This window comes from Jejuia sp. G7-7, assembly GCF_055808955.1.
In genome coordinates, this window is record NZ_JBVVSZ010000001.1 from 1616579 (window position 1) to 1635035 (window position 18457).

Annotated in this window: 22 protein-coding genes and 1 pseudogene; 12 read left to right on the top strand and 11 right to left on the bottom strand. The window is 32.3% G+C overall.

Going from position 1 to position 18457, the window contains the following annotated elements:
- Position 1 precedes the first annotated feature (1 nt).
- The 7 genes from AC0L5U_RS07885 to AC0L5U_RS07915 form a co-directional block, all read right to left on the bottom strand.
- Positions 2-847: a rhomboid family intramembrane serine protease gene (locus AC0L5U_RS07885; protein WP_473415709.1), complete on the bottom strand. Its 846-nt coding sequence runs from the start codon at positions 845-847 to the stop codon at positions 2-4.
- Positions 847-1572 carry a rhomboid family intramembrane serine protease gene (locus tag AC0L5U_RS07890; protein ID WP_473415710.1) on the bottom strand — a complete coding sequence of 242 codons (726 nt, stop codon included), beginning with the start codon at positions 1570-1572 and terminating at the stop codon, positions 847-849. The genes AC0L5U_RS07885 and AC0L5U_RS07890 overlap by 1 nt, the downstream gene beginning before the upstream one ends.
- Positions 1573-1575: 3 nt before the next feature.
- Entirely contained in the window at positions 1576-3429 is a 1854-nt protein-coding gene (mutL, locus tag AC0L5U_RS07895) for a DNA mismatch repair endonuclease MutL (protein ID WP_473415711.1), read from the bottom strand.
- A 7-nt stretch (positions 3430-3436) separates the two neighbouring features.
- The gene (locus tag AC0L5U_RS07900; protein WP_473415712.1) at positions 3437-3715 is read right to left on the bottom strand and encodes a riboflavin synthase subunit beta; all 279 of its coding nucleotides are present in this window, start codon (positions 3713-3715) and stop codon (positions 3437-3439) included.
- Positions 3716-3735: 20 nt separating this feature from the next.
- Positions 3736-3987 (bottom strand): hypothetical protein, encoded by a 252-nt coding sequence (locus AC0L5U_RS07905; protein WP_473415713.1) that lies wholly within the window; start codon positions 3985-3987, stop codon positions 3736-3738.
- 205 nt (positions 3988-4192) lie between these two features.
- Positions 4193-4678, bottom strand: coding sequence for a 6,7-dimethyl-8-ribityllumazine synthase (gene ribH / locus AC0L5U_RS07910; protein ID WP_473415714.1), 486 nt, complete (start codon positions 4676-4678; stop codon positions 4193-4195).
- Positions 4679-4680: 2 nt separating this feature from the next.
- Positions 4681-5451 (bottom strand): tetratricopeptide repeat protein, encoded by a 771-nt coding sequence (locus AC0L5U_RS07915; protein WP_473416216.1) that lies wholly within the window; start codon positions 5449-5451, stop codon positions 4681-4683.
- 134 nt (positions 5452-5585) lie between these two features.
- On the opposite strand from AC0L5U_RS07915, the pseudogene recF reads away from it, so the two are divergent.
- The 5 genes and pseudogenes from recF to AC0L5U_RS07940 all read left to right on the top strand — a co-directional run bounded on the left by recF (position 5586) and on the right by AC0L5U_RS07940 (position 8429).
- Positions 5586-6664: pseudogene (gene recF / locus AC0L5U_RS07920) on the top strand (DNA replication/repair protein RecF).
- A 15-nt stretch (positions 6665-6679) separates the two neighbouring features.
- A complete protein-coding gene (locus tag AC0L5U_RS07925) occupies positions 6680-6931 on the top strand; it encodes a hypothetical protein (protein ID WP_473415715.1) in 252 nt (83 codons plus the stop codon).
- A 608-nt stretch (positions 6932-7539) separates the two neighbouring features.
- Positions 7540-7836, top strand: a complete 297-nt coding sequence (locus tag AC0L5U_RS07930) for a DciA family protein (protein ID WP_473415716.1) — start codon at positions 7540-7542, stop codon at positions 7834-7836.
- A gap of 98 nt (positions 7837-7934) precedes the next feature.
- Entirely contained in the window at positions 7935-8126 is a 192-nt protein-coding gene (locus AC0L5U_RS07935; RefSeq protein WP_042242688.1) for a cold-shock protein, read from the top strand.
- Between the two features lie 111 nt (positions 8127-8237).
- Entirely contained in the window at positions 8238-8429 is a 192-nt protein-coding gene (locus AC0L5U_RS07940; RefSeq protein ID WP_367061170.1) for a cold-shock protein, read from the top strand.
- 149 nt (positions 8430-8578) lie between these two features.
- Here AC0L5U_RS07940 and AC0L5U_RS07945 read toward each other — a convergent pair whose 3' ends face one another.
- Positions 8579-8998, bottom strand: coding sequence for a nucleoside-diphosphate kinase (locus AC0L5U_RS07945; protein ID WP_473415718.1), 420 nt, complete (start codon positions 8996-8998; stop codon positions 8579-8581).
- Between the two features lie 86 nt (positions 8999-9084).
- Here AC0L5U_RS07945 and AC0L5U_RS07950 point away from each other — a divergent pair, with 86 nt between their 5' ends.
- From AC0L5U_RS07950 to AC0L5U_RS07980, 7 genes are all read left to right on the top strand, one after another.
- Complete coding sequence (locus AC0L5U_RS07950) at positions 9085-10104, top strand: DHH family phosphoesterase (RefSeq protein WP_473415719.1); 1020 nt, start codon at positions 9085-9087, stop codon at positions 10102-10104.
- Positions 10097-10645: a gliding motility-associated peptidyl-prolyl isomerase GldI gene (gene gldI / locus AC0L5U_RS07955; protein ID WP_473415720.1), complete on the top strand. Its 549-nt coding sequence runs from the start codon at positions 10097-10099 to the stop codon at positions 10643-10645. The genes AC0L5U_RS07950 and gldI overlap by 8 nt, the downstream gene beginning before the upstream one ends.
- 1 nt (position 10646) lies before the next feature.
- Entirely contained in the window at positions 10647-11342 is a 696-nt protein-coding gene (locus AC0L5U_RS07960) for a peptidylprolyl isomerase (RefSeq protein WP_473415722.1), read from the top strand.
- Positions 11343-11461: 119 nt separating this feature from the next.
- Entirely contained in the window at positions 11462-11773 is a 312-nt protein-coding gene (locus tag AC0L5U_RS07965) for an FKBP-type peptidyl-prolyl cis-trans isomerase (RefSeq protein ID WP_473415723.1), read from the top strand.
- A gap of 65 nt (positions 11774-11838) precedes the next feature.
- The gene (gene lgt, locus AC0L5U_RS07970) at positions 11839-12762 is read left to right on the top strand and encodes a prolipoprotein diacylglyceryl transferase (RefSeq protein WP_473415724.1); all 924 of its coding nucleotides are present in this window, start codon (positions 11839-11841) and stop codon (positions 12760-12762) included.
- Between the two features lie 3 nt (positions 12763-12765).
- Positions 12766-13248: a DUF192 domain-containing protein gene (locus tag AC0L5U_RS07975; protein ID WP_473415725.1), complete on the top strand. Its 483-nt coding sequence runs from the start codon at positions 12766-12768 to the stop codon at positions 13246-13248.
- 30 nt (positions 13249-13278) lie between these two features.
- On the top strand, positions 13279-13770 hold the full coding sequence (locus tag AC0L5U_RS07980) for a CIA30 family protein (RefSeq protein WP_473415726.1): 492 nt from the start codon (positions 13279-13281) through the stop codon (positions 13768-13770).
- A gap of 42 nt (positions 13771-13812) precedes the next feature.
- Here the strand turns inward: AC0L5U_RS07980 and AC0L5U_RS07985 are convergent, their stop codons facing one another.
- From AC0L5U_RS07985 to AC0L5U_RS07995, 3 genes are all read right to left on the bottom strand, one after another.
- Positions 13813-15834, bottom strand: coding sequence for a TonB-dependent receptor domain-containing protein (locus AC0L5U_RS07985; RefSeq protein WP_473415727.1), 2022 nt, complete (start codon positions 15832-15834; stop codon positions 13813-13815).
- Positions 15835-15875: 41 nt separating this feature from the next.
- On the bottom strand, positions 15876-16064 hold the full coding sequence (locus tag AC0L5U_RS07990; protein ID WP_473415728.1) for a peptidase associated/transthyretin-like domain-containing protein: 189 nt from the start codon (positions 16062-16064) through the stop codon (positions 15876-15878).
- Between the two features lie 523 nt (positions 16065-16587).
- Positions 16588-18336 carry a hypothetical protein gene (locus tag AC0L5U_RS07995; RefSeq protein ID WP_473415729.1) on the bottom strand — a complete coding sequence of 583 codons (1749 nt, stop codon included), beginning with the start codon at positions 18334-18336 and terminating at the stop codon, positions 16588-16590.
- Positions 18337-18457 lie beyond the last annotated feature (121 nt).

The window sequence follows — 18457 nt, forward strand, 5'->3', positions numbered from 1 at the left end:
ATTACTTTCCTGCTCTAAACAAAAAATCTTTTTCTTCTGAAGTTAAACTATCATAGCCGCTTTTACTTATTTTGTCGAGAATAACATCAATCTTCTTCTGATTATTAAACTCGCTAAAATCTGCTTTAGTATAGCCGCCAACTTTACTTTTATTTTTATGAACAGTTTTTAAAGGCCCTTTCTTTTTAAATTTAAATAACCCGATAAATCCATCCATAAACTTCTCAAAACCTTTACCTATATCTTGGCCTTTGGCTAATTGTTTTGCATAAACATAACCTAATAATGCGCCTCCTAAATGTGCCAGATACCCACCTCCATTATCTCCAAAAAGTCTTAATACATCTAAACCAACAAAAGCAGCACCTATATACCATAATTTTATACTAAAGGTAAAAATTCTAACCTCTTGATTTGGCATATATGCACATAAAAAAATAAGTAGTGCTACAACAGAAGCAGAGGCACCTACTAATGGCGTTCCCATTTGACTTTTTGGTAAAAAATCATAAAATAGCAAGTAAAATATACCGCCACAAATTGCTCCCAAAAAATAAACATTCAATGCCATTTTGGGAGAAAATAAATTTGCAAACATACGCCCCACAAAGTATAACATAACCATATTGAAAAGTAGATGCAAAAAATCGTAATGCACAAAAGCATAGGTAATTATAGACCAAGGTTTTAAAATGAATTTACCAAACTCACTAGGTAATTCAAACCAACTTAATACAGAAGAAATGATTGCACCTAAAACAAAAACGATAATGTTGATTACAATAAGTTTTTCAAGAACATTTAGTCTTGACAACTTATCTTTTATGTCTTGGTTGAGCGATGTCATTAATTCCAACGGTTTCTATTAAACTGTGTTTTCTTCCAGTACCACATGATGATGGCACCAGTAATTGCGCCACCAACATGAGCGAAATGTGCAATATTTACACCACCAAAAATTGATTGTCCAGAAAGCCCTAGTATAGTTTCTAAACCTATCATTACTGGGATAAAATACTTAGCTTTTACAGGAATAGGCAAAAAAATTAACATTAATTCTGCATTTGGATTCATCATACCAAAAGCCGCCAAAACTCCCATAATACAACCAGATGCACCAACCATTGACGCATAATAAAGTTGATTAAATTCTTCCCCAATAGCAGTAAAAACTTTTCCCTCTTTAAAAATTTCTACTATCTGTTCAGTAGTAGCACCAAGGTTCATAGCTTGTGCTTCCATAGGAAGGTATCTAAAATAATATTCTCCAAGTTGAAGTGCCACAGCTCCTAAACCTGCTGAAAAATATATGAATAAAAAACGTTTAGAGCCCAATGCTTGCTCAACTGGTGTTCCGAACATCCAAAGCGCAAACATGTTTAATATTAAATGCATTGGGCCACCATGCATAAACATATGAGTTAATATTTGCCATGGCTTAAAGGCTTCATTTTTTGGAAAATGCATTGCAAACCAATCGTAAAACAAATCTTCACCAACTGCCATAGTACCAACAAACATTATCACATTAATAATAATCAAATGCTTTACTGTATCTGTAATCCTCATCATAATTTAAATAAACTTTTTATCCAATTCATCTACACCAACAGTAATAAATGTTACGCGATTAGTAGGCGACACATTGGGTTCTTTACAGGCAAACAACTTATTTACAATATGTTCTTGCTCATCTTTTTGTAACGATTGTCCTGTTTTAATCGCTAAGCTTTTCGCCATAGATTTTGCTAATAAATCTGTGGCACTAAAATTAGCTTCAGGCACTTCGTTTTGCACATCACTAATTAACTGTTCTAAAATGATAGAAATTTCGCTTTCGGGAACTATTACAGGAACACCTTTTATTTCAAGTGACTCCTTAGTAACGTTTGAAAACACAAAACCAGTATGTTCTAAATCCTCTTGCACCTGTTTTATAATCTCTAGTTCTTGTGCTGAAAAATGTAATTCTAACGGAAACAATAATTGCTGACTTACACCAACCTTAACTGTAATATCTTGTAGAAAATCTTCATATAAAATACGTTGGTGCGCTCTGTGTTGATCGATAACCAACATGCCAGATTTAATGGCACTTATGATGTATTTATTATGTAATTGATAGGTAGAACTTGTAGTTTCTGATGTGTCTTTTTCTTCAAAAAGGGAGCTAACAGATTGCTCGCTTTCAAACTGAACTTCACTAAAATTACTTTGTGATATTGTACTTTTTGATTCTAAACCAACATATAAACTTTCCCAATTATCTGTTGTTTGCTTTTTAAAAGTAGGTGTATGGTTTCCGCTTGACGATTTTGATTCTTGAAATGGATTAAAACTACTATCTACATCTATTTTTGGCGCTGGCGTTCTTGCGTTATTTTGCGTGTAAGGTGTATCTAAAGTTGCATCACGTTCAAAATCTAAAACAGGTGCAATATTAAATTGTCCTAAACTATGTTTTACTGCCGAACGCAACAATGCATACAATGTATGTTCATCATCAAACTTTATTTCGGTTTTTGTAGGATGAATATTTATATCAATGGTTTGTGGATTTACCGTTAAGTTTAAAAAGTAACCTGGGTGTGTCCCATTTTTCAATAAACCTTCAAATGCAGATAAAATGGCATGGTTGAGATAAGCGCTTTTTATAAAACGATTATTGACAAAAAAATACTGTTCGCCTCTAGTTTTTTTAGAGAATTCAGGCTTGCCAACAAATCCAGAAATTTTTAAAACTTCAGTATCTTCTTCAACTGGCACTAATTTTTCATTGGTTTTAGTCCCAAAGATGTTTACAATCCGCTGCCTGTAATTACTAACTGGCAAATTAAAACTTTCGCTGCCATTATTATATAACGCAAAACTTATATTTGGATGTGCCAATGCTACACGATGAAATTCATCAATAACATGCCGTAATTCTACCGTATCTGATTTTAAAAAATTGCGTCTCGCAGGAATATTAAAAAATAAATTTTTAACTGAAAGTGATGTTCCTTTTGGTGTTACAACCACATCTTGAGATGTAATATTACTGCCTTCAATTACGATGCAAGTGCCAACATCATCATCCTCTTGCTTAGTTTTTAGCTCCACATGAGCAATGGCAGCAATACTTGCCAAAGCCTCTCCACGAAACCCTTTTGTGTTAAGTTTAAATAAATCGTCGGCATTTCTAATTTTAGAGGTTGCATGACGCTCAAAACTTAAACGTGCATCGGTAACGCTCATTCCCTTTCCGTTATCAATTACTTGAATAAGGGTTTTACCAGCATCTTTTATAATTAATTTGATGGTATCTGCACCAGCATCAATAGCATTTTCAAGTAATTCTTTAACTACTGAGGCTGGACGTTGTACAACTTCCCCAGCGGCTATTTGATTTGCTACATGATCTGGTAAAAGTTGAATGATGTCTGCCATATATTATTTACGAAAAGAAGATAGATAAATCAAAACCAATGATAAACAAGAAAATAAGTACCAGAATAGCAACTACTATTAAAACACGACGGTTAGCGTCATGGTTTTTGTTTGTTTTATAATCGTCAATTGCATTAATAAACTTAGATTTTATACCATTATTATTTCCAACCGTAACTCTATGCTCATCAAACTTGTGTTTTATTTCAAACGGATTACCTTCCCCTTTGTAGTATTGTGGTTTGTAATCAAACTTCTTGTTTTTTCTTGTACTTAATATTCCCATGATTTCTAGCTTTTAAAAGGTTACATGTATTTCTTTTCTAATAGATACATGCAAATCAATAATAATACCAAAGCTATAATTAAGAAGCGCATAGATTTACCACCTCTCAATTTTCTTTTGCTCCCTTTTTGTTCGTTTCTCCATTTTGAAACAAATTCCTTTCTATCATTATCTGTTAGATTTCCATCACTATCTCTAGGAAGTCTAGATTTATAATCAAAGGTTTTATGTTTTCGCTGTCCGAACAAAATACAAAAGTTGTTATCTCTCAAAAATACTTAAAAATGCCTAGAAATAAGGAGTTGAACTGCTAAAAATTGTTAACAAAACGCGCAGTAAATTCTAATATTCAAAAACTAAATTCTAAATAAAAGGCACTATCACACATAGTTAAGCTGAGACTCACAGAGGATCTCTGAGAAAAGACACGAATTTTATGGGTTTTTACGCAGATTAAAAACTAAACTGAGACTGAAACTAACTATTCTCTCTTAGATTAGCCATTTTTATAGCAGCAACGGCAGCTTCTGTACCTTTATTACCGTGTTTTCCACCCGAACGTTCTTGGGCTTGTTGCATATTATTATCAGTAAGTACACAGAAAATTACTGGTGTTTCATGTATAACATTAAGGTCTTTAATACCTTGAGAAACGGCTTCACATACAAAATCAAAATGTTTGGTTTCGCCTTGAATTACGCTTCCAATAGCAATCACAGCATTTACCATCTGTTCCTGCATTTTTTTACTACCGTAAATTAATTCATAACTTCCTGGAACATCCCAACGGATAATGTTTGAAGGTTCAACGCCATTTTCAATTAGTGTATTGTAAGCACCATCATAAAGTCCCTCAGTAATGGTACCATTCCACTCTGAAACAACAATCCCAAACCGAAATTTAGTCGCGTTTGGGATTGTTGTCTTATCGTAATCGGATAAATTATTATTTACAGTTGCCATATTTACTTGCTTGCCAATACTTCTGCTTTTCCAATAAACACATCAACTGTAGATGCTTCACTAGATTTTGGATAACCTTCTTTTATGCGTTTAAAGTAAGATAACGCTTTATCGGCTTTTCCTAATTCTAAAGCTAATGCACCAGCTTTGTATAAGTACATTGGCGTAGTATAACCATTATCACGTAATGCGATTGCTTTTTCGTAATATTCTAATGCATCTTCTGGTTGATTTAATTGTACAAATGCATCTCCAATATTTCCTTTTGCTAAAGGTGCTAACACCTGATCATCGCTTTTAAATTCTCCTAAATAAGCTATTGCATTTTTGTAATCCTTCAATCTTAAATATGCAGTTCCGGCATAATAGTTTGCTAAGTTAGCAGCTGGAGTACCTCCATATTCATCAATAATATCAAGCATCCCGAATTTACCTTCGCCACCATTTAATGCTAAGTTGAATAAAGAATCTTTAGCAGTTCCGTTTACAGCTTCATTAAAGAATTTTTGTGCTTGAAACATATCGTTCATAGCATTAAGTTGCTTTGGTTTTGCAACATATTCTTTATATGCAAGCGATCCTAAAACCACCGCAGCTACAAGCCCGATGATCACAAAAATGTATTTTTGATTTTTGGCTACAAATTCTTCCGTTTTAGATGCAGTTTCATCTAGCGTATTAAAAACCTCTGCTGTAGTAGAACCTTCTTCAATATTCTGCTCCTTCTCTACTTTGTTTTTTGGTTTGTATCCTCTTTTATTATAAGTTGCCATAGCTTCAAAATTAATATCGCGCAAAAATATAATTTTTCTTCTGATTTAAAAGGCTATTTATTTGTTATTTTTCAATAATTTGCACTTCTTTTTGGTATATTTTTGAATTAAACCCGCTTTGAGTTCCTGTCTGCATGATTTTAAAATCGCTTTCGTTAGTAAACTATAAAAATTTTGAAAGTCAATCATTTGATTTCAACGAAAAAATAAATTGTTTTGTTGGGAATAATGGTGTAGGAAAAACAAATGTGCTAGATGCTATTTATCATTTATCCTTCGGAAAAAGTTATTTCAACCCAGTAGCGACTCAAAATATAAAGCATAATGAAGATTTTTTTGTTGTAAATGGCGATTATGAAAAGGATACTAAAAATGAAAAAATAATAGTAAGCCTAAAACGCGGACAAAAAAAGTAATAAAACGCAACGGAAAAGCTTACGAGAAATTTAGCGAACATATTGGGTTTTTGCCACTAGTCATTATTTCGCCAGCCGATAGAGATTTAATTATTGAAGGTAGCAGCACCCGCCGAAAGTTTATAGATAGCGTAATTTCACAAAGTGATAAAGGCTATTTATCGCAACTTATAAACTACAATAAGGTACTCGCCCAACGGAATGCATTGTTAAAATATTTTGCATTAAATCACACCTTTAATAAAGACACTTTAGAGGTTTACAACACCCAATTAACAGAATACGGTACTGTTATTTTTGAAAAACGTGATACGTTTTTAAAAGAGTTTATCCCAATTTTTAAGTCGCGTTATGAAGCCATAAGCAATGGCAATGAGGTTGTAGATTTGGTGTATGAAAGTCATTTATTTGAAGACGATTTAAATACACTTTTAAACAGAAGCATTAATAAAGATAAAGCCTTACAATACACCAGCGTTGGAATACATAAAGATGATTTGGTGTTTAATATTGAAAGCCATCCTGTTAAAAAATTTGGAAGTCAAGGGCAGCAAAAATCATTTTTAATTGCTTTAAAATTAGCACAGTTTGATTTTATAAAAGCACAATGTGGTGTGAATCCTATTTTATTGTTAGATGATATTTTTGACAAACTAGACGAACAACGTGTCGCACAAATTATTAAATTGGTTGATGATGAAAACTTCGGACAATTATTTATTAGCGATACCCATGCCGATAGAACTGAAGATGCTGTAAAGCAGGTGCATCAAAGTTATGAGGTTTTTAAGTTGTAGAGAAATAAAAGTAAAATGACAGAAAAGTTTTTAAAAGCTAAACATTGGCAACTCTTTATCTTAATGTTTGGAATTCCTTTGGTGTTTCAGTTTTTTATGATGGTTTATATGTTTTCTAATCTTAATGTGGAATCAAACCCAGATCCAAAAATCATGTTTAATATCTTAAAAATTTTTCCTGTTATCATGATGCTTAATACATCTATCTTTTTTGGATGGTTTTGGGCGATTGGTATTGGGCTTCAAAAAAAGTTCCTGAGAATATAATAATGAAGGTTAAAAAATTTAAAATATTCTTTTTTATCCCTCTCATATACATCACAGCACTTTCAATATTTATAGGACTGAGTTTTAATGGATATAGAGTTAGCAATAGTATTTTCCCAAATAAACTTGGGTTTTTAATTCCAATTATAATTCTACCGATGCATTTATTTTCGATGTTTTGCATGTTTTACATACTATATTTTTGTTCAAAAACAATAAAAACGATAGAACTACAAAGAGAAGTTAAATTTGGAGAATTTATAGGAGAGTTTTTTGGTTTATGGTTTTATCCCATAGGAATATGGTTTATACAACCCAAAATCAATAAACTAATCATAAGAGAAGTTGAAACAATAAATGATATTGGAACAACTTAACATTTAACTTTTCAAACATTCTTTCTATTTATAGGTTGAATTACTAAAAAACACAAACTAACCCGCGTTAGGGATAGCAGAGGAAAGCCCACAGCCCGACGAAGGAGCTGCGAGGACTTGTAACGCATAGCCCGACCCCTTTTCGGGGTAACGCCCAAATAATTTTTATTTTAATTGCGCTTACTTTTATACTTTTACATAAATAATTTTCACGAAAGTTAAATTTACCTCATGGCAAAACGCAACAACGAACATTTAAGCATAAGCGACGCATTAAAAGAGTTTGTAGAAACCAATAAATTAGAAAAGGGTTTAAACAAAGTTAATGTTACCGATGCTTGGGTAAAGCTTATGGGTAATGGCGTTAACAACTACACTACTGCTATAAAATTAGAGCGTGAAACACTTTTTGTACAACTAAGTTCTAGTGTGCTGAGAGAGGAATTAAGCTATGGTAAACAAAAAATTATAGCCCTACTTAATGAAGAACTTGGAAAAGAAATTGTTAAGAAATTGGTTTTAAGATAATTAAGCACTACTACTTTAGATAAAAATTTTAATAAATAATTACATTGTATTATTATTTATAGTATCTTTGTGGCTTAATTATTTTAATACAAATTACAATGAGTAAAGGTACCGTAAAATTTTTCAATGATTCTAAAGGATTTGGATTTATCGTTGAAGATGACAACAACAAAGAACATTTCGTACACATTTCAGGACTTATCGATGAAATTCGTGAAGGTGATGCAGTTGAATTCGATCTACAAGAAGGTAGAAAAGGATTAAACGCCGTAAACGTAAAAGTAATCTAAGATATATACTTTAACAATTACAATTAAAAGTCTATCATTCATTTGATAGACTTTTTTTGTGGCATAAACTTTGCTTACTATAAAGTATATTAATTTAATAATACAAATACAATGAGTACAGGAACAGTAAAATTCTTCAACGATTCTAAAGGATTCGGTTTTATAACAGAAGAAGGTTCAAACAAGGAACATTTCGTTCACATTTCAGGATTAATTGACGAAATTCGCGAAGGCGATAATGTTGAATTTGATCTTCAAGAAGGTAGAAAAGGATTAAATGCGGTTAACGTAAAAGTAATCTAAGATATAATATCATATTTTCTAAAATACAAAAAGCCCACAACTAAGTTGTGGGCTTTTTTATTCCTATCCTATAAATTTTTAAAACCTTGTAGGTATTATTTAATCAAACCTATAAGGTCAAAAAAGACCTCGCAGGTTGATAACCTTATCTAAAATTGTTCTCTACCTGAAAAGTGAAATGCACCTTCAATAGCCGCATTATCATCACTATCACTTCCGTGTACTGCATTTTCACTAATTGAATCTGCGTATAGTTTGCGGATAGTGCCTTCGGCAGCATCAGCAGGATTTGTAGCGCCAATTAATGTTCTAAAATCTGCAACTGCATTATCTTTTTCTAAGATTGCTGCTACAATTGGTCCGCGTGTCATATATTCTACTAAGTCTGCAAAAAACGGACGTTCGTTATGTATCGCATAAAACGTTTCAGCATCTGCCGTTGTCATCTGCGTTAATTTCATTGCTACAATCCTAAACCCTGAAGCTGAAATTTTTTCTAATATTGCACCAATATGCCCTTTTTCAACTGCATCTGGTTTAAGCATTGTAAATGTTCTATTTGTTGCCATTTTATTTTTTAATTTGCTGCAAAAGTAAGTCATTTCTAATTAAAAACAAGTCTATTCAATTTTAAAAAATTGTATCTTCGTTTCCTATGAATAAAAACGAAATTACGGCTATAAAACAGCTTTTAAATAGCCCAAAAAACATTGTAATTGTACCTCATAAAAATCCAGACGGCGATGCTATTGGCTCTACTCTAGGGCTTTATCATTATCTAAAAAAGTACAACCACAATGTTAGAGTCATTACACCTAACGATTACCCTAACTTCTTAAAATGGCCTCCTGGAGAGAATACCATTCTAAAATTTGATACTCAAACTCAAGAGAGCAATACGCTTATTTCTGAAGCTGATATTATTTTTACTTTAGATTTTAATGCATTTCATCGCGCAGGAAAAATGCAACCAAGTTTGGAAGCGAGTAATGCCATTAAAATTTTAATAGATCATCATCAAGAACCAGACGATTACGCTACTTATATGTATAGTGATGTAAGTATGAGTTCTACTTGTGAAATGATATATCACTTTATTGATATGTTGAACGATACTGATAAAATTGATGAGGCCATTGCAACATGTTTATACTTAGGTATCATGACAGATACAGGCTCATTTCGATTTGCTGCAACTACAAGCACAACACACCGCATAGTTGCTAAGTTAATTGATAAAGGCGCAAAAAATGCTGATGTACATAACAATGTTTATGACACTAATAGTTACAATCGTTTACAGTTATTGGGTTGCGCACTAACCAATTTAAAAGTGATTCCAAAACTTAGAACTGCATACATTACACTATCTCAAAAAGAATTACAAAAATTCGATTATAAAAAAGGAGACACTGAAGGTATAGTGAATTATGCGCTGTCTCTAAACAACATTATTTTTGCAGCCATTTTTATTGAAGATAGACAAGAAGGTATTATAAAAATATCATTACGCTCAAAAGGCAACTTTTCTGTAAATGAATTTTCTAGAACTCATTTTAATGGTGGTGGCCATAATAACGCCGCAGGTGGAAGAAGCGAAGTGTCTCTAAATAAAACAGTTGAAAAATTTATTAGTATCTTACCAAGCTACAAAGCCCCCCTAAATAATGAATAAATTACTTACTTTATTAGTTTTACTTCTCGCTTGTTTGGCTTGTAAAACTCCCGAAGCACGCAAACCAGAATCGGTAAGAACTGGTTCTTTTATTGATGCTTCTATTGAAAGAAACAAAAAATTGAATGCTAAAGAGCAGACATTACTATCAAATATAATGTCTAAGAATAGTACCAACGATTATATAGCTTCTGAAAGTGGGTTTTGGTACCATTACAATACTAAAACTGATGACGCCGCAGGTTTTACTCCTGATTATGGGGATATTGTAAACTTCTCTTATAATTTAAAAGATTTAAATGATAACTTAATATATCCTGAAACTAATTTTAAAAACCTTGATTATGCCATGGATAGACAAGAACTGTTTACTGGTTTAAGAGAAGGTTTAAAATTGATGAAATCTGGAGAAACCGTTACTTTTTTATTCCCATCTCAAAAAGCTTATGGCTACTATGGAGACGAAAATAAAATTGGTACAAATGTGCCATTAATATGTGAAGTTACAGTTAACTCAATTACCAAATCTCAAGAAAATTAATATGTCTAGATTAAATTTTTTAACTGCTAGTTTACTAGTGGTTTTAACGTTATGCCTTTTCAATTGTAAATCGCAATACCCTGACCTAGAAGATGGTATTTATGCCGAAATCATGACCACCAAAGGTACTATGGTTGCCAAATTACATTACAAAAAAGTACCCGTTACTTCTGCAAACTTCATTTCTTTAGCTGAAGGTACCAATACACTAGTTGATGATAAGTATAAAAAGAAACCATTTTATGATGGCTTAATTTTCCATCGTGTTATGGATAAATTTATGATTCAAGGTGGCGACCCAATAGGTGTTGGAACAGGAAATCCGGGATATCGTTTTATGGACGAATTCCATCCAGATTTAAAACATGATAAACCTGGAATTTTATCAATGGCAAATGGTGGTCCAGACTCAAATGGAAGTCAATTTTTTATAACTGAAGTTCCAAAACCAAACCTGGATAATGTACATAGTGTTTTTGGGGAATTGGTTATGGGTATTGATATCCAAGATTCTATTTCTAACGTTAAAACTGATGCTAGAGATAAGCCTTTAGATAGTGTCATCATCAATAAATTAAACATTATTAGAAAAGGGAAAGATGCTAAAAAATTTGACGCCCCAGAAATCTTTAAAAATCATTTTGCGATTGAGGAACAACGAAAAAAGATAAAAAAGAACGAAAAGAACGTATCTTAAAAGAGACAAAAGCAAAACATGAAACCCAAAAGAAAAATGCTACTGCACTTGCCTCTGGTTTAAAATATTACGTTTCAGAAAAAGGAGATGGAGAAGAACTCAAGGAATTCTCTCGTGTAATGACGCATTATGCTTTGTTTTTTGAAGATGGTAAACTTTTAGACACTAGCAATTTGAGTTTAGCAGAAGCATTAGAAGCTGTAAACAAACGCAAAAAAGCTGCAAATGCCTACAAGCCTATTAAAGCAGATTTAAGTCCTGATGCAAGTATGATAGCTGGCTTCAAAGAAGGCTTAAAAGAATTACGAGTTGGGGACAAGGCAACATTGTTTATTCCTTATCATTTGGGTTATGGTGAAGCGGGAAACAGAGGTATTCCTCCTAAAACTGACCTTATTTTTGAAGTTGAAATTTTAAGCCTAGCGAAATAGGTAAACAAAACTTTAACACTTAAATAGTTCTAAACGATTATATTTACACGGTAAAAATAACTTTCATGCACGCATTAAAATTCGACTGGAACCCTATTACGGGAATAGATATTGTTGGAAATTTCAAAATACACTTCTATAGCCTTATGTGGGTTGTTGCCTTTATTTTAGGTTGGTACATTATGAAGCGTATTTACACCAAAGAAAAAGTATCTCTAGACCACTTAGATCCTATGTTTATTTATGTTGTACTATCTACAATGTTAGGAGCACGTTTAGGGCATGTTTTGTTCTATCAATCTGAATTAATTAAGCAAGATTTCTGGAGTATCTTTTTGCCATTTAGTTTTAAAAATGGTGTTGAATTCACGGGTTTTCAAGGACTAGCTAGTCATGGTGCTGCTATTGGAATTATTATTGGGATGTATTTATACCGAAGAAAATATAAATACAAATCAGTATTATGGATTCTAGACCGCATTGTTATTACAGTAGCATCTGGTGCTGTTTTTATAAGAATTGGTAATTTTATTAATTCTGAAATTATAGGGAAACCATCAGGAGATTTTTCTTTGGGTGTTCGGTTTATTCAAGATTATTATAATAAGTATGAAGTAGTAAGGCAAACAGGAATTAAAAATGTGCAAGACGCTTATAATTCAGTTGCGAATAATCCTGAATTACTAGAAGCTGTTCCTTATAGGCACCCAGCGCAATTGTACGAATCTTTTTGTTACATTTTTGTATTTCTTATTCTTCTCTATTTCTATTTAAAAACTGAAAAACAAAACCAAACAGGTTTTCTTTTTGGGTTATTTTTAGTACTGCTTTGGACGATTAGATTTTTCGTTGAAAGATTTAAAGAACCTCAAGGAGACGAATACATTAACTGGTTTGGTTTAAATACAGGACAATGGCTAAGTATTCCATTCATACTCATCGGGCTGTATTTTATGTTTGTGTATAAACCTAAAACACCAATAGTGTAAATCATGAAACTGAAGTTTGGTATATTTCTTTTAAGCATTGCATTTCTTAATTTTGGTGCTGTTTCCTGTAAAAAGGAAAAGCAATCTATCAAGCAAACCGAAGTTAAGTTTAAAAAAGAAGGCGAACTTAAGATTTATAATACTGCAAACGATTCTATAAAAGTAGTATTTGATATTGAAATTGCAGATACAGATTTTGATATTCAAACAGGATTGATGTACCGTAACAGTATGGCTTCTAAAAGAGGAATGTTATTTGTTTTTGAAAATGAAACTGAACGTTTTTTCTATATGAAGAACACAAGAATCCCTTTAGATTTGGTATACATTAATGCTAATAAATCCATTGTTAGCTTTCAGAAAAATGCAAAGCCTTTTGATGAAACTTCATTACCTTCTGGTGCTCCGGCAAAATATGTCTTAGAAATTAATGCTGGTTTAGTGGATAATTTAGGGTTAACGGTTGGTGATACTGTTGCTTGGTAAACTCTTATCTATTTGGAAATATAAATTATCATGAACTCATACCCCATTATTGAATTTAATAAAGATACTTCCACAGAGCATTGGACTACTATTGATGATGGTGTTATGGGTGGAAAATCTTTAGGGAATTTTCAGATTAATTCTGATGGTACTGGTGTGTTTTCTGGAGTTGTTTCTCTCGAAAATAATGGTGGATTTTCTTCTGTTAGGTATCGTTCTAAACCCATAACTATAAATGGGTTTTCCAAAATAGTTTTACATCTAAAAGGAGATGGGCAGCGTTATCAATTTAGGATTAAACAGAATTCTGAAGACAGGCACTCATATATAACTTACTTTACTACTTCTGGTGCTTGGGAAACTATCACGATTTTATTAAAAGATTTACAACCAAAATTTAGAGGCAGGTATTTAGATTTACCAAATTTTTCTAAAAACAGCATTGAAGAATTAGGGTTTTTATTTGGGAATAAAAAAGCCGAACCGTTCAAATTAATACTAGATAGTATTTCATTACAGTAAGTAAACAAATAAGATGCTTTTTGAGAGTAATTAGGTATATACTTATCGTCTTTTACCACCAGAATATTCCATAGCCTCGCCTTTACCAAAACCATAACTAAAACCAATGGCTACAAATCTGCCACGTCTGCTCCAGCTATATGCTTCAGTATCTCCCTGAGATATAAAGCTTTCGAAAAATCTGGATTGAAAAACGTCTCTAATACTTAAATTAATAACACCTTTATCTTTTAATATTTTTTTGCGAACACCTATATCAAGAAAGGTGTTAGCACTTCTTACACCTTGCACAGTTTTAACTTTTGAGTTGTGATTTCCAACAGCCTCTAAATCGATATCCGCTGGTAAATCAAACTTTGCCATAAGCTTAGAACCCCATTGATAACCGTTAAAATCAAAAACTGCCGACTCAAAAGTACCTTTTCTATCAAATTGATTGTAGTTGAAATCAACATTGAATGTTAACCAATTAGCAGGACTATATTTTGTATTAAATTCAATACCCAAAGTGCTGTTTGTTCCAATATTTTCGGGCATACTTATATTTACATTATTTTCAAAAACTGAAATACGCTCTACGACATCTGTTGTATACCTATGAAAAACTCCAAAATTTAAAGACGTTTTTCCAATATCAAAAATACTTGTCAACTCATAAGAATCTGTAAACTCAGGCATAAGATTTGGGTTACCTTGGCGAATGTTAAAATTATTTCTAATATTAAAAAAAGGGTTTAATGAACGCATTCCGGGTCTGTTTATTCGGGCTGAATATCCTGCTTGTAATGAAACAGCATCTGATAATTTATAAGACGTATGAATGCTTGGAAAAACATTGGTGTAACGTTGATCATTAGATTCATTTGTAGTAACAAGCCTTGTTGTTAAATCTGTTTGCTCTAATCTTAAACCTGCCTTTACTCCCCAATTCTCATATTCATATCCACCAATCAAATACGCGCCTAATACTTTTTGATCAAACTCAAAATTATTGGTTAATCCTAAATCTGTTACAAACTCCCCATTAACTAAATCTTGAACTTCAAAATCATTACCAATATCGTTTATTACATATTGAGCACCAGTTTCCATGGTCCAAACCTCCGAAAATGGTTTTGTGTAATCTAGTTTAAAGGTATATGTGTTATCCGAGTAATCAGTTCTAGTATTTTGAGTATCATCTCTATCTGCACCAGAAATAGTAGTATCTTGAAATAATGATGTTAAATCTTTTCCAAAAGAATTTCCTGTGGCACTTAATAATAAATCGTGATCTTCGTGATCTGTAAAGTCACGTTTATACACAAGCTCATACTGCCATTTAGGATTAGTAGCTTCGGTTGTTTCAGTTCGATTCCATTCCGAAGTTATAACCTTATTTGCATCAAGAGCTTGAAAATTTATGTTTGAAGGTTGATCTTCAATTTCATAAGCAAAATTCCCTGATAACGTAAGAACATTATTGGCATTAATATAATAGTCTGTCCCTAAGGCAATATTATAAAATTTTTCAACTCTTAAATCTCTACCTTCACTTAATATGGATGTTCCTGTTTCTAAATCTTCATTAATATTTTCTGAATCTCGAGGGTATACGCGTCTTCCTAAACCTAGTTGGGTAAATAAATTAAACTTTTCTGAACGTCTATTTAGACTTATACCAACACTATTATTATCAGGAACTCCTGCATTTACACTTATTGCACCATTAATACCTTTGCGTTCGTCCTTTTTTATAACGATATTTATGATCCCTGAGGTACCAGCTGCATCGTATTTAGCAGAGGGGTTTGTGATGACCTCAATTCTATCAATCATATCTGCAGTAATACTTCCTAAAGCACCGCCATCATCAGTTAAAATGGATGGTTTTCCGTTAATTAGAACTTGCACACCTGAGCTGCCACGCAAACTAATAGCTCCTTCAATATCTACGTTTACTGATGGTACATTGTTTAATACTTCTAAAGCGCTTGCGCCTGTACTACTTATATCTTTGCCAATATTAAATACACGTTTATCTAGCTTAAATTGAGATGATGACACTTCCGCTTGTACCAACACTTCTCCTAATTGTGCTGCATCTTCTTTTAGAATGATAGTACCTAAATTGATTTTTTTCGGGTAACATCAAATTCTTTTATGGTTTTTGTAACAAACCCCATAAAACTGATTTGGATATAAAATTGTGATGAGTCGGTAGCTATTTTAAAAGTACCATCGTCTTTAGTAATTACACCAGTAATAGTTGATTTTGTAACACTATCAAATAATGCTACCGTAGCGTATGCCAATGGTTGCTTACTTACACCTTCAACAACTTTGCCTTTGATTTCAATGGTTTGTGCCGATAGAAGTTGCCCTAGACTAAAAATTACAGTTATAAAAAAATTTAAAGAGATATTTTAGGTTCATTCTTCTAAAATGCATTAAAATTTTATAGGACCTGTTATTGGACTTGGCTTTTATGCGAAGTTAATAAGTATTAGAAGGTTATTGTCTACCTAACCTCTTAAAGATTTCTTAAATTATTTGGCGGATGAATGTAATATGGATTTAAGTGGCATCCTTGTGTATGATTATGAAAATACTGATATCTGATAATGATACTTAAATAACTTGTGAATTCTTACATACACATGAGTGACAAAGCAAAAATATAACTGAAAACTCAACCCTAACTTAGAAGGCTAACGTCAATAAAAAAGCATAAAAAAAGGCTGCTAAATTTAATTTAGCAGCCTTTATAAAGGCATCTTAGTCAACTAACCTACAAACCGTGTAATTAAGATGTCCCTTTATCAACCAAAAGCAATATTATTTCCATATTTCGAATACAAGTATTCTTTCAATACCTCCATTAGCATTGTATTCTTTTAATTCAATTCTTTCTTGATTTATTTCTTTTACTTTCCATCTGAAATTTAGGATACTTAAAAGGTCTTCATCTTGATATTTAAGACCAAGGAATAATCCTTCTGATCTGTAGCTTAACCAAGAACCATATACGTTTCTACCATCTCCTTCTGCAAATGCTTTTCCGTTTTCATTGAAACCAAAGGCCCAATTTTTAAATGTTTCAGTCTTATCTTCATTTCCGTCTTTGTACAATGCTACTTTCCAAGTATTTTGTATGAGGATACGATCGATGTATTTCAAATCTTCATCTGTATTTGGGCAATGTCTTGCTAAAATCATTTGACTATTAGCATTAGAAAGCTTTATTAAATCTTCTTTTAAGAATGTAATTAACCATTGTAATTTTAAGTCTGGACGTCCTTCAAGATTAATTTCTAATCCAATTCCTGCGTTTCTTACTAATACTTCGTAAGTTCCTTCAACTGACTCCCCATTAATTCTAAGTTTAACTACATTGTTTGCGAAGAATTTTAAAGGAGTACCTATGTATTGTTTTTCGTTTTCGGCACCTTCAATATTTAATCGTGCAATTCTCCATAAACATTCTTTCAAGAAATTCTCAACACGTTCTTTGGTATGGTCAACAATAACTTCACAGTTTCTTTTCAAAATAATTCTATTACCGCCTTCTTGGTAAATTTTAATTTTTCCTTCTTCAAAATCGTATACAAACCATTCTAAAGTGAAATCTGCAAGAGATTCAAATTCCATTTTTAATAATGCACCACGTCTAGATATTCTAGCACTCCAAGATCCAGTTAAAATATCTCCATTTCTAGCTTTCATAATTACAACACCATCTTCTTTAAAGTTGATTGCGTATTGTCCATATTTTTCTGTGTTTACTTGATTCTCTCTTTTGAATTCAAAAACAACCCATGGACACTTAATTAAGTATTCTTCTAAACGTTCTTTTGTGAAATCATCATCATTATGATCGTTATCATCATCTTCATCACAAGCATCTTTTGCATCTTCAATTATAGCTTGTAATTCTTCATTATTATTTGCATCAAGAGTTGTTCCATCTGCTAACACCATAGTTACAGGAAAATTAAGGCTAGCAAAAACTTCAGCATTTCTTACACGTTTAATAAATTTGTGTAATTGTCTGTCGTTTTCAATTTCAACAACGTTTATTACTTGAAAGTCTCCGTTATAAACTGAAAAAGAAATTGGGTATTGAAAATCGATACATTCTATATCATCATCTTCTTCATCTTCGCCTTTACATTCGGAAACAAAAGCTGCTAATTCCTCAGCATTATTTATGACGATTTCATCATGTTCTGAATTGATGATTGTAATTGGAAAAATGATATCCAGTTTATCAATGTCATCATCAAATTCATCATAAATCTTTTCAATTAATTTGTAATCGGCTACTGAGTTGATTCTAATTTCAAGTCCGCGAACTTTTACAACTACAGGTAATTTGACTGACAAACAACTTGCGCGATCAATAATGTTGTCTTTAGAACCGTCCATTTTAGAGGCAGCACTAATAAAAGTTGTTAGTTCAGAATCTGCTACAAGAGTTTCAGCCTCATTAGGAGGAGTAATGTCTATTCTCTCCTCCTGACACGAGGTAAATACTAATAAGGCAAAAAAAGGTAATAATACTAATGTTTTAATTCTAGTTTTCATGGTATTGTATTTTTGGGTTAAACAAAGCAATTTTATTATAAAACAGTTTAACTTTAAAAACCCCTACCCCTGATTTAAAAAAAATCAAAAAATAAAGTTACATCTCGATAGTTATCAGGAC

Bases quoted from the DNA above. Each gene is read 5' to 3' on its own strand.
- AC0L5U_RS07885 (WP_473415709.1), bottom strand. From the start codon at position 847: ATGACATCGCTCAACCAAGACATAAAAGATAAGTTGTCAAGACTAAAT.
- AC0L5U_RS07890 (WP_473415710.1), bottom strand. From the start codon at position 1,572: ATGATGAGGATTACAGATACAGTAAAGCATTTGATTATTATTAATGTG.
- mutL (WP_473415711.1), bottom strand. From the start codon at position 3,429: ATGGCAGACATCATTCAACTTTTACCAGATCATGTAGCAAATCAAATA.
- AC0L5U_RS07900 (WP_473415712.1), bottom strand. From the start codon at position 3,715: ATGGGAATATTAAGTACAAGAAAAAACAAGAAGTTTGATTACAAACCA.
- ribH (WP_473415714.1), bottom strand. From the start codon at position 4,678: ATGGCAACTGTAAATAATAATTTATCCGATTACGATAAGACAACAATC.
- AC0L5U_RS07915 (WP_473416216.1), bottom strand. From the start codon at position 5,451: ATGGCAACTTATAATAAAAGAGGATACAAACCAAAAAACAAAGTAGAG.
- AC0L5U_RS07925 (WP_473415715.1), top strand. From the start codon at position 6,680: ATGACAGAAAAGTTTTTAAAAGCTAAACATTGGCAACTCTTTATCTTA.
- AC0L5U_RS07930 (WP_473415716.1), top strand. From the start codon at position 7,540: ATGGCAAAACGCAACAACGAACATTTAAGCATAAGCGACGCATTAAAA.
- AC0L5U_RS07935 (WP_042242688.1), top strand. From the start codon at position 7,935: ATGAGTAAAGGTACCGTAAAATTTTTCAATGATTCTAAAGGATTTGGA.
- AC0L5U_RS07940 (WP_367061170.1), top strand. From the start codon at position 8,238: ATGAGTACAGGAACAGTAAAATTCTTCAACGATTCTAAAGGATTCGGT.
- AC0L5U_RS07945 (WP_473415718.1), bottom strand. From the start codon at position 8,998: ATGGCAACAAATAGAACATTTACAATGCTTAAACCAGATGCAGTTGAA.
- AC0L5U_RS07950 (WP_473415719.1), top strand. From the start codon at position 9,085: ATGAATAAAAACGAAATTACGGCTATAAAACAGCTTTTAAATAGCCCA.
- gldI (WP_473415720.1), top strand. From the start codon at position 10,097: ATGAATAAATTACTTACTTTATTAGTTTTACTTCTCGCTTGTTTGGCT.
- AC0L5U_RS07960 (WP_473415722.1), top strand. From the start codon at position 10,647: ATGTCTAGATTAAATTTTTTAACTGCTAGTTTACTAGTGGTTTTAACG.
- AC0L5U_RS07965 (WP_473415723.1), top strand. From the start codon at position 11,462: ATGACGCATTATGCTTTGTTTTTTGAAGATGGTAAACTTTTAGACACT.
- lgt (WP_473415724.1), top strand. From the start codon at position 11,839: ATGCACGCATTAAAATTCGACTGGAACCCTATTACGGGAATAGATATT.
- AC0L5U_RS07975 (WP_473415725.1), top strand. From the start codon at position 12,766: ATGAAACTGAAGTTTGGTATATTTCTTTTAAGCATTGCATTTCTTAAT.
- AC0L5U_RS07980 (WP_473415726.1), top strand. From the start codon at position 13,279: ATGAACTCATACCCCATTATTGAATTTAATAAAGATACTTCCACAGAG.
- AC0L5U_RS07995 (WP_473415729.1), bottom strand. From the start codon at position 18,336: ATGAAAACTAGAATTAAAACATTAGTATTATTACCTTTTTTTGCCTTA.